At 71.0% G+C, this 13757-nt stretch carries 8 protein-coding genes; 2 read left to right on the top strand and 6 right to left on the bottom strand.

The window, feature by feature from the left end:
- Positions 1-21: 21 nt before the first annotated feature.
- The 6 genes from ACIRJP_RS13765 to ACIRJP_RS13790 form a co-directional block, all read right to left on the bottom strand.
- On the bottom strand, positions 22-3780 hold the full coding sequence (locus tag ACIRJP_RS13765) for a S8 family serine peptidase (RefSeq protein ID WP_404172413.1): 3759 nt from the start codon (positions 3778-3780) through the stop codon (positions 22-24).
- Between the two features lie 126 nt (positions 3781-3906).
- Positions 3907-5058 (bottom strand): XdhC family protein, encoded by a 1152-nt coding sequence (locus tag ACIRJP_RS13770; protein WP_404172416.1) that lies wholly within the window; start codon positions 5056-5058, stop codon positions 3907-3909.
- 105 nt (positions 5059-5163) lie between these two features.
- Positions 5164-6615, bottom strand: a complete 1452-nt coding sequence (locus tag ACIRJP_RS13775; protein WP_404172419.1) for an NCS2 family permease — start codon at positions 6613-6615, stop codon at positions 5164-5166.
- 268 nt (positions 6616-6883) lie between these two features.
- Entirely contained in the window at positions 6884-9268 is a 2385-nt protein-coding gene (locus ACIRJP_RS13780) for a xanthine dehydrogenase family protein molybdopterin-binding subunit (RefSeq protein ID WP_404172422.1), read from the bottom strand.
- A gap of 2 nt (positions 9269-9270) precedes the next feature.
- Positions 9271-9864: a (2Fe-2S)-binding protein gene (locus tag ACIRJP_RS13785; RefSeq protein WP_376630856.1), complete on the bottom strand. Its 594-nt coding sequence runs from the start codon at positions 9862-9864 to the stop codon at positions 9271-9273.
- 2 nt (positions 9865-9866) lie between these two features.
- Positions 9867-10757, bottom strand: coding sequence for an FAD binding domain-containing protein (locus ACIRJP_RS13790; protein ID WP_404172425.1), 891 nt, complete (start codon positions 10755-10757; stop codon positions 9867-9869).
- 268 nt (positions 10758-11025) lie between these two features.
- On the opposite strand from ACIRJP_RS13790, the gene ACIRJP_RS13795 reads away from it, so the two are divergent.
- Both ACIRJP_RS13795 and ACIRJP_RS13800 read left to right on the top strand, forming a co-directional pair.
- Complete coding sequence (locus tag ACIRJP_RS13795; RefSeq protein WP_404172428.1) at positions 11026-12783, top strand: PucR family transcriptional regulator; 1758 nt, start codon at positions 11026-11028, stop codon at positions 12781-12783.
- 162 nt (positions 12784-12945) lie between these two features.
- Positions 12946-13731 carry a hypothetical protein gene (locus ACIRJP_RS13800; RefSeq protein WP_404172431.1) on the top strand — a complete coding sequence of 262 codons (786 nt, stop codon included), beginning with the start codon at positions 12946-12948 and terminating at the stop codon, positions 13729-13731.
- The last annotated feature ends 26 nt before the right edge of the window (positions 13732-13757 follow it).

A 13757-nucleotide genomic window follows, 5' to 3' on the forward strand; every position in this document is an offset into this window, starting at 1 on the left:
TCAAGGGCAAAGCTCAGCAGCTCACTTCAGACCGAAGGCCCGGATGATCTCCTGGTCGATGCCCAGTCCGTCGGCCGCCTCGGCGTGCGCCTTGAGCGAGACGAACGAGCCGGCCTTCTTCGGGGTCTTGAACCGGGCGGTCCAGGAGCCGGCCGCGTCCTTGCGGAGCCGCACCGCCTCCCAGCTCTCCCCGTCGTCGTAGCTGACCGACAGCGAGGCCCCGGTTGCCTTGACCGCCCCGTCCAGCCACTCCTGCGTACCGGAGGAGAGCCCGACCTCGGTCAACTGGCCGGCCTTGACGTCACCGGCGAGGTCGGTGTTCACCCGGTAGTCCAGCTGGAGCATCGGGATGTCGGCCTGGAACGGGCCGTTCTCGTCCATGGCCCCCGAGACGAAGTTCCACTCGGTGTGAGTGCGGGTGGACGTCCGCCACCTGTCGGTGTCCCGGGCGGAGTCGAGCACGAAGCGGTACGGCAGCTTCTCGGCCGAGACGTCCCAGGCGAAGCCCGCCCGGCCCGCGACCTTCTTGACCAGCTTGTCGCCCTGGTAGAAGGCCGTGGTGGTGGTGTCGTACTCGTCGTCCGGCATGGCGCCCGAGTGGCCCGCGCCGGAGTCCGTCCACGGGGTGAAGTTGAACTGGATGTCGTTGTAGACGGACCGGAACGGACCCCAGTAGCCGGTGCCCAGACGCGGGCGGGTGACCGGCGCGAACCATTCGGCCGGGTAGGTGCGGCCCGCCGTGTAGTCAAGATCGCCGCTGCGCATCTCCTGCGCGGTACCGCTCCCGTCGGTGTTGAGGACCGAGTGGTTCTCATACCAGAAGGAGGCGCCCGGAAGCGGGGTGACCCACTCCTCGCGGGTACCGGGGAACTTCTCGTACTCCTCGAAGCCGAGCCCCGGACCGTAGTCCGGGATGTCGTAGCGGTAGCCACCGCCGAGCACGTCCTGGTGGCCGTAGAAGGTGTTGTTCACCTTCGCCAACTGGCGCTCCGACGGAGCGAACTCCAGCGAGCGGTCCGGAACGACGCCGTCGTGGCGGTCGACCAGGTCGTACACGTAGCGGGCGAACTTCCGCTGCGTGATCGTCACCTTCGAGCCCTGCCGGGCCGACCCGATCAGCTTCTCGCCCGCGAGGCGCTGGACCGAGGCGACCGGGATCGTGGTCTCGGAGCCGTAGAGGGCGTACCGATCCATGTCGACGCCGTCGCCGTCGTTGACGACGAAGAGCGCCTTGGCGCCCGCGGCCACCGCGTTGACGGCCCGGTCCTCGGGAGCGACCGCGTCGCTGCGGCGGATGACGACCGCCTTGCCCTTGACGTCCAGGCCCTTGTAGTCGGCCGCGGCACCGTTGCCCGCGAAGACGGCGGTGAGCTTCTGCGTGCCGCTCTCCGCGACCGGAGCACCGCGCTGCGCGGTCACCGGGACATCACGGCCGCCGACGGTCAGATCGATCAGCTTCTCGCCCTGCCGCCAGCGGGTCAGGAACGAGAAGCTGCCCTGGGCGACCTTCTTGGTGGGGCTCGCCCACAGCTGGTCGTACGTCAACGGGATCTGGTACGCGTCGCGCAGGACGGTGCCGTCCGGTGCGGTACGTGCCATGTCATATCGCAGCTGCCGGGTCTGGGTCTCCTTCGGTGTCCGCGCACTGACCTTGCGGGCCTTGGAGGCGTCGAGGGTGACCGTGGAGGCCTTGTCCAGGATGATCTCGGGCGCCGCGAGGAAGGCGACGGCCTTGGAGTCCGCGCGGTCACCGGCGACGTCGGCGGCCGCCCACGCGGTGTAGTTCCCCGGCGGGAGCCGGAGCGTGTTCTCGCCCGACACCTGGACGACGCCCAGGTTCGGGTCGCCGAGCGCACCGAGGACGACCAGGCCGTCCATCGGCTTGCCCGCGCGGTCACGGAGCTGGAGCGTCAGGTCGTACAGCTCCTGCTCCTTGTTCAGGGCGAAGCCGGTGTGGGCGACGGTGGTGCCCGCCGCGTCCTTGGCGACGACCTGGCCGGAGAACCGGGTGTTGTTCGCGACCTTGGACGGGTCGAGCGACAGCACGGCCTCGGCGGTGGAGCCGGCCGGGACGGTGAGCTGCTTCGCCGAGAGGGTGTAGGCGTCGGAGTCCGTGTCCGTGGCCAGGTCGAGCGTGACGTCCTTCGCGCCCGTGTTGCGGTAGGTGATGGTCCGCTCGGCGACAGGGTCGGACGGGGAGTGCGGCCAGTCGTACGAGGCGACCGTGACGGAGCCGGTGGCCTCGATCGTGGTGTCGACCGCCGCCTTCACATCGAGCCGGCCGGTGCCCTGCTCGTACGGGGTGTGATCCGGCAGCACCTTGGACGAGCTCATCAGTGCGTCCTTGATCCGCTGGCCCGACCAGTCGGGGTGACGCTGCCTCAGGATGGCCGCCGCGCCGGCGACATGAGGGGTCGCCATCGACGTACCCGACATCGACCGGTACATCCCGTCGACGCCGGGGACCGACTGCGAGGCGGCCGCGTTGATGTTCACGCCGGGCGCGGAGAGGTCGGGCTTGAGTCCGTACGAATTGACCAGCGGGCCCATCGAGGAGAAGTCGGCGCGCTTGTCCTGCTTGTCGACGGCGGCGATGGTGAGTGCCTTCTCCGCCGAACCGGGCGAGCCGATGGTGCCCGCGCCGTACGCGTTGCCCGCGGCGATCACGAACAGCGGACCGCCGTCGGCGGAAAGGGCGTCGACCGCCTGGGACATGGGGTCGGAGCCGTCGTCCGGGATGCTGGAGCCGAGACTCATGGAGACGACGTCGGCCCCTTCGGCCTTCGCCCACTCCATGGCTTCGATGATGCCGGAGTCGGCGCCGGAGCCCTCGTCGCTGAGCACCTTGCCGATGATCAGGCCTGCGCCCGGCGCGACACCCTTGTTGACACCCTCGGAGGCGGCGCCGGAGCCCGCGATCGTGGAGGCGACGTGGGTGCCGTGACCGTGCCGGTCGACGACCTCCTCGCCCGGCACGAAGCTCTTGGTCTCCAGGATGCGGTCCTTGACGTCCGGGTGCGTCGCGTCGATGCCGGTGTCCAGGACGGCGACCTTGGAGCCCTTGCCGTCGTACCCCTCGGCCCATGCCTGCGGGGCGTTGACCTGGGGTACGGAGTCCTTGAGCGCGACCTCCGCCCGGCCGTCGAGCCACAGCTTCGCGACGCCGCCGTCCAGCGAACGGGCCGCCGGGGTGTTGGTGATGCCGTTCCAGAAGGTGCGGGTGGTGTCCTTGTCCGCCTTCAGCGCGGCGCCGTGAATGCTTTCGAGGGTACGGACCTTCTTGGCGCCTCGGGGGGCGGCGGGCAGCGAACGGGCCTTGCCCGCCGGGTAGGTGGCGATCACCGGGATGCCGCCCGACCGCTTGTCGTCGTAGCCCATCTTCGCGAGCGCGGTGACATTGAACAGCCTGCGGTCCAGCTTGCCGGCCGCGAGCAGTGCGGTGGCCTCGTCGGGCAGTACGTAGATGTCGTCGCCGGCCTGCTGGACGTGCACCCCGCCGACCGCGCCGTCGGGGCGGTCCACGGTGACGGTGTCCTGCTTGCCTGCACCGTCGGTGTAGTGCACGACGTCGCCCGTGAGCAGGGTGATGTCGTACTCCTGGGCAGAGGGGACCCGGCGGTCGGCGGGCCGGGGCCCGCCCGGGTCGGCGGCGAGAGCGGAGCCGGCCGCGGGGACCAGCGCACCGCTCACGAGGGCGACGGCGGTCGCCAACAGCAGCGCTCCGCGCCCCGGACGGGTAGCTCTCGCCCGGCCGGAGGCGGAGGGAGGTGTAGGAGTCATGCTGCTGATCTACCGTCAAAAGCACGGCTACGGCCGAGTTCGAACCTGGCGTGAAGCCGCCGTGGCGGCAATCCGCCCTCAGCGGTCGCGCTCCAGGACCGGTTCAGGGGCGGGTTCGAGGCCGGTTCAGGCCACGGAGTTGATCGCGCCGGTGGGCGGCCGGCCGGCCTCGTGGTGGATCGGCGTGTGCGCGCCCTTGAGCGGTACTCCGCTGCCGCCGCGCCTGTCGGCGACGATTTCCGCGGCGATCGACAGCGCGGTCTCCTCGGGGGTGCGCGCTCCGAGATCGAGGCCGATCGGCGAGTGGAGCCTGGCCAGTTCCAGCTCCGTCACACCGACCTCGCGCAGCCGGTCGTTGCGCTCCAGATGGGTACGGCGCGAGCCCATCGCCCCGACGTAGGCGACCGGCAGCTTCAACGCCCGTTCCAGCAGCGGGACATCGAACTTGGCGTCATGCGTGAGGACGCACACGACGGTGCGGGCGTCGACCTCGGTCGCCGCGAGATAGCGGTGCGGCCATTCGACGACCAGTTCGTCGGCCTCGGGAAAGCGGGCCTTCGTGGCGAAGACCGGGCGGGCGTCGCACAATGTCACGTGGTACCCGAGGAACTTGCCCGCCCGGACCAGTGCCGAGGCGAAGTCGATGGCCCCGAAGACGATCATCCGGGGCGGCGGGACGCTCGATTCGACGAGCAGGGTGAGCGGCTGCCCGCAGCGCGAGCCGTCGGCGCCGATGGTGACGGAGCCGGTGCGGCCCGCGTCCAGCATGGCGCGGGCATCGGCCGCGGCGGTGCGGTCCAGCTCCGGGTGTCCGCCGAGCCCGCCCTCGTACGAGCCGTCGGGGTGGACCAGCAGGGGGCGGCCGATGAGCTCAGCCGGCCCGTCGGTGATCCTGGCGAGCGCCGCCGCCGTCCCCCGTGCGGCGGCGGCGAGCGCGGCGGCGAACACCGCCCGTGCGGGGTCGTCCGCACGGACCGGTGTCACCAGGATCTCGATGACACCGCCACAGGTCAGTCCGACCGCGAAGGCGTCCTCGTCGCTGTAGCCGAACCGCTCGCGCACCGCGGCGCCGTCGTCCAGCGCCTGCTCGCACAGTTCGTAGACGGCGCCCTCCACACACCCGCCGGAGACCGATCCGATCGCCGTGCCGTCGCGGTCGACTGCGAGCGCGGCTCCGGGCTGCCGGGGCGCGCTGCCGCCGACCGCCACGACGGTGGCCACGGCGAATTCGCGTCCCTGCCCGACCCACCGGTTGAGCTCTTCGGCGATGTCCAGCATGGCGGTTCTCCTTCTACGGTGTGCGGAGGGGCGGACGGGGCGGCGGGACCGGCCCGGCGCCGGCCGTTTCGGTGCGGACCGGCCCCGTGCGGACCGGCCCGGGTTCTACTTGGCGCCGATCCAGCTCTCGATCGGGCTGAGCGCGAAGTACACGACGAATACTGCGGTCAGTGCCCACATGAAGGCACCCACCTCACGGAACTTGCCCTGCGCCGCCTTGATCGCGGCGAAGGAGATCACTCCCGCGCCGACACCCGCGGTGATCGAGTAGGTGAACGGCATCAGTGCCACGGTCAGGAAGACCGGCACGGCGACGGCGCGGTCGCTCCAGTCGACGTGGCGGGCGTTCTGCATCATCATCGCGCCGATGACGACGAGTGCGGCGGCGGCGATCGGCCCCGGCACGATCTGGGCGAGCGGGGTGAAGAACAGTCCGGCTGCGAAGAGCAGACCGGTGACCACCGAGGACAGGCCGGTGCGGGCACCCTCGCCGACGCCGGTCGCCGACTCGATGAAGACGGTCTGCCCCGACGCCCCGGAGACGCCGCCGATCGCGCCGCCCGCACCGTCGATGAACAGCGCCTTGGACAGGCCCGGCATCCGGCCCTTGCTGTCGGCGAGTCCGGCCTCGGTGCCGACGCCGATGATGGTCGCCATCGCGTCGAAGAAGCCGGCCAGCACCAGGGTGAAGACGATCATTCCCACGGTCATGGCGCCGACCTCGCCCCAGCCGCCGAACTCGACATGGCCGAAGAGCCCGAAGTCGGGCATCGAGACCGCGCTGCCCTGCAGTTCGGGTGCGCTGCCGCCCCATGCCTCGGGGCTGATGTCGGTGACCGCGTTGACGATGACGGCGAGGACCGTGCCGACGACGATGCCGATCAGGATCGCGCCGGGCACATTGCGGGCCTGGAGCATGAAGATGAGCAGCAGGGTGACGCAGAAGAGCAGTACGGGCCAGCCGGTGAGCTGTCCCTCGGTGCCGAGTGTGACGGGGGCGCCCTTGCCGACGAAGCCGGCGTTGACCAGGCCGATCAGCGCGATGAACATGCCGATGCCGATGGTGATGCCGTGTTTCAGGGCCAGCGGTATGGCGTTCATGATGATCTCGCGCAGCCCGGTGACGACCAGCAGCACGATCACGGCGCCATACATCACGCACATGCCCATGGCCTGCGACCAGGTCATATGGGGTGCCACCTGGGTGGCGAGCACGCCGGAGACGGAGAGTCCCGCGGCGAGGGCGAGGGGCACCTTGCCGATGAATCCCATCAGCAGGGTGGAGACGGCGGCGGCCAGGGCGGTCGCCGTGATCAGCGCCGCGTGGCTGAGCCGGTGGTTCGCTACGTCCGGCCCGGAAAGCAGGAGTGGGTTGAGTAGAAGGATGTAACACATCGACATGAACGTGGTGATGCCGCCGCGCACTTCGCGTGCGACGGTGGAGCCACGGTCGGAGATGTGGAAGTACCGGTCGAGCCAGGATCTTCCGGCGGGGACGCGCGAGCCTGAGCCCGCGTCCTCCGCACCGGTCCTGGGCTCCACTGACTGCTGGGTCATGATGCCTGACTCCCAAGGTTCACAGGGGCACCCGCGATGAAGAATCGAGATGCGGGATTTGGGATGACTGCGCGGGCGGCACGACCCGGGGGACGGCCCGAGACGAACTGTTCATGCAGAGTGGAATGTGACGTGGTACTGCGATCTGACGTGCTGCAGCGGTGCGTTGCGTAGCGCGGCGCTGCGGTGCTCCGGGCGGCGCGGGCGGCGGAAGTGTGACGTTCCTGGGAGGCACGCACCGCCCGGAGAGTTCTTTTGGAGCCGCGGCTCAGTTGCCGGTGAGGTGCTCGGGTCGTACCGGCGTCCGGTTGAGCTCCAGGCCCGTCGCGTTCCGGATCGCCGCGAGGACGGCCGGGGTGGACGACAGGGTCGGGGCCTCGCCGATGCCACGGAGCCCGTACGGGGCGTGGTCGTCGGCGAGTTCGAGCACGTCGACGGGGATGGTCGGCGTGTCGAGGATCGTGGGGAGCAGGTAGTCCGTGAAGGACGGGTTCCTGACCTTGGCGGTCTTGGGATCGACGACGATCTCCTCCATCACCGCGATGCCCAGGCCCTGGATCGTGCCGCCCTGGATCTGGCCGACGACGGAGAGCGGGTTCAGTGCCTTGCCGACGTCCTGGGCGCAGGCCAGTTCGACGACCTTGACCAGGCCGAGTTCGGTGTCGACCTCGACGACGGCACGGTGGGCGGCGAAGGAGTACTGGACGTGGCCGTTGCCCTGTCCGGTGCGCAGGTCGAACGCCTCGGTGGGCCGGTGGCGCCACTCCAGCTCGATGTCGACCGCCTCGTCCTCCAGTACGTCGACCAGGTCGGCCAGCACCTCGCCGCCGTCGGTGACGACCTTGCCGCCCTCCAGGAGCAGTTCGGCGGTGGCCCACGCGGGGTGGTACGTACCGAACTTGCGGCGGCCGATCTCCAGGACCTTCTCCCGGACGGCCTCGCAGGAGTGCTTCACGGCGCCGCCGGTGACGTAGGTCTGGCGGGACGCGGAGGTGGAGCCGGCCGAGCCGACCTGGGTGTCGGCCGGGTGGATGGTGACCTGGGAGACGCCGAGTTCGGTACGGGCGATCTGGGCGTGGACGGTGACACCCCCCTGCCCCACCTCCGCCATGGCGGTGTGCACGGTGGCGACGGGTTCGCCGGCGACGACCTCCATGCGCACCCGGGCGGTGGAGTAGTCGTCGAAGCCCTCGGAGAAGCCGACGTTCTTGAGGCCGACCGCGTAACCGATGCCGCGTACGACGCCTTCGCCGTGGGTGGTGTTGGAGAGCCCGCCGGGCAGGGCCCGTACGTCGGCCTGTTCACCGGCCACCTCCCACTGACGCTCGGGCGGCAGCGGCATGTCCTTGACCCGGCGCAGCAGTTCGGCGACCGGTGCGGGCGAGTCGACGACCTGTCCGGTCGGCAGGAGGGTGCCCTGCTCCATGGCGTTGAGCTGCCTGAACTCGACCGGGTCCATGCCGAGTTCGGCGGCGATCTTGTCCATCTGGGCCTCGTAGGCGAAGCATGCCTGTACCGCGCCGAAGCCGCGCATGGCGCCGCACGGCGGGTTGTTGGTGTAGAGCGCGATGGCCTCGATGTCGACGTCGTCGATGACGTACGGGCCGACGGAGAGCGAGGAGGCGTTGCCGACGACGGCCGGGGAGGCGGACGCGTACGCGCCGCCGTCCAGCACAATGCGACATTTCATATGTGTCAGCTTGCCGTCGCGGGTGGCGCCGTGCTCGTACCAGAGCTTCGCCGGGTGCCGGTGGACGTGGCCGAAGAAGGACTCGAACCGGTTGTAGACGATCTTGACCGGCTTGCCGGTGCGCAGGGCGAGCAGGCAGGCGTGGATCTGCATCGACAGGTCCTCGCGGCCGCCGAAGGCCCCGCCGACGCCGGAGAGCGTCATGCGGACCTTGTCCTCGGGCAGGCCCAGGACCGGTGCGATCTGGCGCAGGTCGGAGTGGAGCCACTGGGTGGCGACGTACAGGTCGACGCCGCCGTCCTCGGCGGGCACGGCCAGACCGGACTCGGGGCCGAGGAAGGCCTGGTCCTGCATGCCGAAGACGTACTCGCCGCTCACCACGACATCGGCGCGGGCCGCCGCCGCGTCCGCGTCGCCGCGGACGATGGGCTGGCGGTGGACGATGTTGGGGTGCGGTACGTGCCCGGCGTGGTGGTCGTCGCGGCCCTCGTGGACGAGGATCGCGTCGGGGGCGGTCGCGGACGCCTCGTCGGTGATGAGGGGCAGTTCGCGGTATTCGATCCTGATCTTCGCGGCGGCGCGGCGGGCCGTCTCCGGGTGGTCGGCGGCGACGAGCGCCACCGGTTCGCCGTGGTGGCGGACCTTGCCGTGGGCGAGGACGGGGGTGTCCTGGATCTCCAGGCCGTAGTTCTTCACCGTGCTCGGCAGGTCGTCGTAGGTCAGTACGGCGTAGACGCCGGACGTGGCGAGTGCCTCCGAGGTGTCGATGGAGACGATCTCGGCGTGCGCGACCGTGGAGCGCAAGGTGTGTCCCCAGAGCATGTCCTCGTGCCACATGTCGGAGGAGTACGCGAACTCTCCGGTGACCTTGAGAATGCCGTCGGGGCGGAGCGTGGACTCGCCGATGCCGCCCTTGGTGCGGGTGCCCTGGTTGATGCTGGTGGGGTTTCCGGTTACGCCCATCGTCAGACCGTTTCTTCCGCGCGGGCGGCCGCGAGGCGGACCGCGTCGAGGATCTTCTCGTAGCCGGTGCAGCGGCAGAGGTTGCCGGAGAGGGCCTCGCGGATGTCCGCGTCGGACGGTTCCGGGTTGCGCTCCAGCAGCTCGTCGGCGGCGACCAGCAGACCGGGGGTGCAGAAGCCGCACTGGACGGCTCCGGCGTCGATGAACGCCTGCTGGATCGGGGAGAGTTGACCAGTCTCCCGGCTCTCCTCGCCGGACGGCTCCGCCTTCCACCGCCGGGCCTTGTCGAGCGCCGTGCCGCATGCGCCGGGGGCGCACCCGCTGCCGGGGTGCTGCTCGGAGCGGTGGGCGGCGAAGTCCGCGAGGCCCTCCACCGTGACGACCTCGCGGCCCTCCACCTGCCCGGCCGCGACCAGGCAGGCGCAGACCGGGACACCGTCCAGGCGGACCGTGCAGGAGCCGCACTCCCCCTGTTCGCAGGCGTTCTTCGAGCCGGGCAGCCCCATCCGTTCGCGCAGCACGTAGAGGAGGGATTCGCCCTCCCAGACGTCGTCCGCCTCGTGCCTGCGTCCGTTGACCGTGAAATTGACGCGCATGATCAGGCAGCTCCTTCGGTGCTGCGGCCGTTGCCGCGGTACGACTCCCAGGTCCAGCCGAGGGTCCGGCGGGCCATGATCCCGACCGCGTGCCGGCGGTAGCTCGCGGTGCCGCGCACGTCGTCGATCGGGTTGCAGGCACCGGCGGCGAGCGCGGCGAACTGCTTGGCGACGGACGGCGTGATGATCCTGCGGCTGTCCCAGAACCCGCCCTCCTCCAACGCGGCGTTCAGGAATTCCTCGGCCTCTTTCGCCCGTACGGGCGTGGGGGCGGCGGATCCGATTCCGGTGCGCACCGTGCGGGTCTCGGGGTGCAGGGCCAGACCGAAGGCGCAGACGGCGATGACCATCGCGTTGCGGGTACCGACCTTGGAGTACTGCTGGGGCCCGTCGGCCTTCTTGATGTGCACGGCCCGGATCAGCTCGTCCGGTGCGAGGGCGTTGCGCTTGACGCCGGTGTAGAAGGCGTCGATCGGGATCATCCTGGCTCCGCGTACGGATTCGGCCTCGACCTCGGCGCCCGCGGCGAGCAGGGCCGGGTGGGCGTCACCGGCGGGCGAGGCGGTGCCCAGGTTGCCGCCGACGCCGCCGCGGTTGCGGATCTGCGGCGAGGCGACGGTGTGCGAGGCGAGCGCCAGTCCCGGCAGCTCGGCCCGCAGGTGCTCCATGATGTGGCTGTACGGTACGGAGGCGCCGAGCCGTACGTTCTCCTGGCCCACCTCCCACTCGGTCAGCTCTCCGATGCGGTTCAGGTCCAGGAGGTACTCGGGCCGCCGGTGGTCGAAGTTGATCTCGACCATCACATCGGTGCCACCCGCGATGGGCACAGCCGTCGGGTGCTCGGCCTTGGCGGCGAGCGCCTCCTCCCAGCTGGCGGGGCGAAGGAAGTCCATGAGTGGCTCTCTTCTTCTCAATCGGGTCGTTCACTGGGGGCGGGGTGCGGCCGGCCCTCGACTGGTCGTTCCGGTGTTCATGTGTTGTTAACGCTGTGTGGGGCCTAGTACACAAGCCGTGCTCCACTCGGTGCAGTCACCGAAAACATGAAGGAGTTGGCTGGTCGATCTCCTCGTCTTGTAGATTCGAACGAATGGCGGGGAGCAGTGACCTCACCGCAATACCCAGTTTTCACCCGCACCAACGAAAGAGATCGGCGGCGACGAGATGCGGCTGCGCGCACTGCTGGAGACCGACGCGCTGGGCCTGCGGCTGCTCGGCGGCGAGAACGAGCTGGACCGCACGGTCCGCGGCGTGATGACCACCGACCTGCGGGATCCCAGCCGCTACTTGTCGGGCGGCGAGCTGGTCCTCACGGGTCTGGCCTGGCGCCGGGACGCGGCGGACTCGGAGCCGTTCGTACGGATCCTGGCGGGGGCCGGCGTCGCCGGGCTCGCGGCGGGCGAGGCGGAGCTGGGCGACATCCCCGGCGATCTGGTGGAGGCCTGTGCGCGTCACCGGCTACCGCTCTTCGCCGTCAATGAGACCGTTGCGTTCGCGACGATCACCGAGCATGTGGTGCGCCAGGTGTCCGGTGAGCGGGCGGGCGATCTCGCGGCGGTGGTGGACCGGCACCGCAGGCTGATGACCTCGGGCCCGGCGGGCGGCGGTCCCGAGGTGGTCCTGGATCTTCTCGGATCCGACCTCGACCTGCATGCCTGGGTGCTCTCCCCCACCGGGCGGCAGATCGCGGGCGCCGGTGAAACGTCACTGCCCGGACCGGTCGGCGCCGCGCTCGCGGGCCGTCACCTGGCCGCCACCCGGACCGGCCGCCGCGCCCCGCACCGGGCCACGGTCGAAGGCACCACGTATTCGCTCTTCCCGATCCGGAACACCGGCCGCGGCGCCCTCCCGGCCTCCGGCGACGTCCGGGAGTCGGTGCTCTCGGACTGGGTCCTCGCGGTCGAGGCGGACGCGAGCGACTGGCCGCCGGCCCGCCTGGACCTGCTCCAGGGCGTCACCCAGCTGATCGCCGTCGAGCGTGACCGGCGCGACGCGGCCCGCACGGTACGCCGCAGGCTCGCCCAGGAGGTCCTGGAGCTGGTGCAGACGGGTGCCCCGCCGGCCGAGATAGCCGCCAGGCTGCGCGTCGCGGCCCCGGTGCTGCTGCCGGGCCTCGGGACGGCCCCGCACTGGCAGGTCGTGGTGGCGCGGGTCGAATGGGGCGACGTGGAGGACCGGTCCGCCACCGGCACCCCGGCGGGCCCTGGTCCCTCCGGCCCGTCCGGCTCCGACATCGCGGGCGGCCCGGTCTCCCAGGCGCTGCTGGAGGAGATCCTGGTCGACCCCGCGGTCACCGGCCCCGACACGGCGGACCGGATCGCGGTCGCCCATACGGGCGAGGAGGCCGTCGCCCTCGTACCGCTGCCCGCCCTGGGCGCGTCCGCGCCGGACCGGGACGCAGGAGCGGACACCGCCCACGAGGACCCCGCGCTCCATGCCGATGTGCTGCTCGCCGCCGTCCGCGAACCGCTCTCCGCGGGCCTCGCCGACGACGGACGGCTGACGCTGGGGGTGAGCGCGGCCGTCCATTCGCCCGAGGGGCTGCGCGGCGCGCTGGAGGAGGCCCGGCACGCCCGCCGGGTGGCGGCGGCCCGCCCCGGCCGGGTCTGCGCCGCCGGCCACCACGAGCTGGCCTCGCACGTGCTGCTGCTGCCGTTCGTACCGGACGACGTGCGCCGCGCGTTCACCGCACGTCTGCTCGACCCGCTGCGCGACTACGACCGGCGCCACCGCGCGGAGCTGATCCCGACGCTGGAGACGTTCCTGGACTGCGACGGTTCGTGGACCCGTTGCGCGGCCCGGCTCCACCTGCACGTCAACACGCTGCGCTACCGGGTCGGACGAATCGAGCAGTTGACGGGACGTGACCTTTCGCGACTGGAGGACAAGCTCGATTTCTTCCTCGCCCTGCGTATGAGCTGATCTCCCGGCCCCGTCAAGGGCGTTGGCGGCTCCGTTCGTTTGTGAAATCTTTCACCTGAGATTGAACGAACCCTTGGCCCGGCATGCGGATCCGTGCTGAGATGCCGCCAGACTCAACAGCTCGATGGCGCGCTTGGGGAGGGCAATGTGGCGCATACCGCCATGTCTGGTTCCGGAACGACAGCAGATGACGATCCGCCGCTCCAGACAGCGGTATGGCGGCTGCGGTCACGCGCCTGCTGGACGGATGCCGCCGCGCTGCTCGAACCCGGCGCCGACACCGATCCGGCCGCCGCGCTCCAGCGGACCGCCCTGCTGACCGAGCGGTGCCTGTACACCGGAAAGGGCTGGACCGACGCCGAGGACGCCCTGCGCACGGCGGAGGCACTGGCCCACGACGACGCCGAACGCGGCGCGGCCGCCTGTGAACGCGGCCACCTGGCCTACGCGTCGACACTCCTGGGGGTACGCGACCGGGCCGACGAGGCCAGTGTCGCCCTGAGCCGGGCCGCCGCGCTGCTCGCCCCGTCCGCGCCGGGCCGCCCGCTGCTGGACTTCCGGCGGGGCCTGATCGCGCAGAACATCGCCGATTCGCCGCAGGCCGCCCGTGCCGCGTACCGCAGGGCCCACGCGGGGGCCACCGCCCAGGGCGACGCGCTGCTGCTCTCCTCCACCTGGCGCCACCTCGCCCTGCTGTCCCTGCGCGAGGGCGAAGTGGCGGAGGCCCGGCACGGCTTCGCGGAGTCCCTGCGGATCAGGGAGGAACTGGGCTACCTGATCGGTACGGCTCCGGCCCTCATCGCCCTCGCGGACTCCGAGCCGGAGCCGGAGCTCGCGACCCGGCTGCGCGCCGAGGCGGGCAGGCTGTTCCGGCTGCTCGGGGGTGTGCCGACGTGGCTGGCCCCCCATCTGGACCCGCCTCCCGCGGAGACGGTCGAGGCCAACTGAGGCCGAACCGGCGATCGGGGGGCCGG

Origin of the sequence: Streptomyces sp. NPDC102437 (genome assembly GCF_044765565.1) — a bacterium.
GTDB lineage: Bacteria > Actinomycetota > Actinomycetes > Streptomycetales > Streptomycetaceae > Streptomyces.

Coding starts and splice junctions, on each gene's coding strand:
- ACIRJP_RS13765 (WP_404172413.1), bottom strand. CDS start 3,780: ATGACTCCTACACCTCCCTCCGCCTCCGGCCGGGCGAGAGCTACCCGT.
- ACIRJP_RS13770 (WP_404172416.1), bottom strand. CDS start 5,058: ATGCTGGACATCGCCGAAGAGCTCAACCGGTGGGTCGGGCAGGGACGC.
- ACIRJP_RS13775 (WP_404172419.1), bottom strand. CDS start 6,615: ATGACCCAGCAGTCAGTGGAGCCCAGGACCGGTGCGGAGGACGCGGGC.
- ACIRJP_RS13780 (WP_404172422.1), bottom strand. CDS start 9,268: ATGGGCGTAACCGGAAACCCCACCAGCATCAACCAGGGCACCCGCACC.
- ACIRJP_RS13785 (WP_376630856.1), bottom strand. CDS start 9,864: ATGCGCGTCAATTTCACGGTCAACGGACGCAGGCACGAGGCGGACGAC.
- ACIRJP_RS13790 (WP_404172425.1), bottom strand. CDS start 10,757: ATGGACTTCCTTCGCCCCGCCAGCTGGGAGGAGGCGCTCGCCGCCAAG.
- ACIRJP_RS13795 (WP_404172428.1), top strand. CDS start 11,026: ATGCGGCTGCGCGCACTGCTGGAGACCGACGCGCTGGGCCTGCGGCTG.
- ACIRJP_RS13800 (WP_404172431.1), top strand. CDS start 12,946: ATGTCTGGTTCCGGAACGACAGCAGATGACGATCCGCCGCTCCAGACA.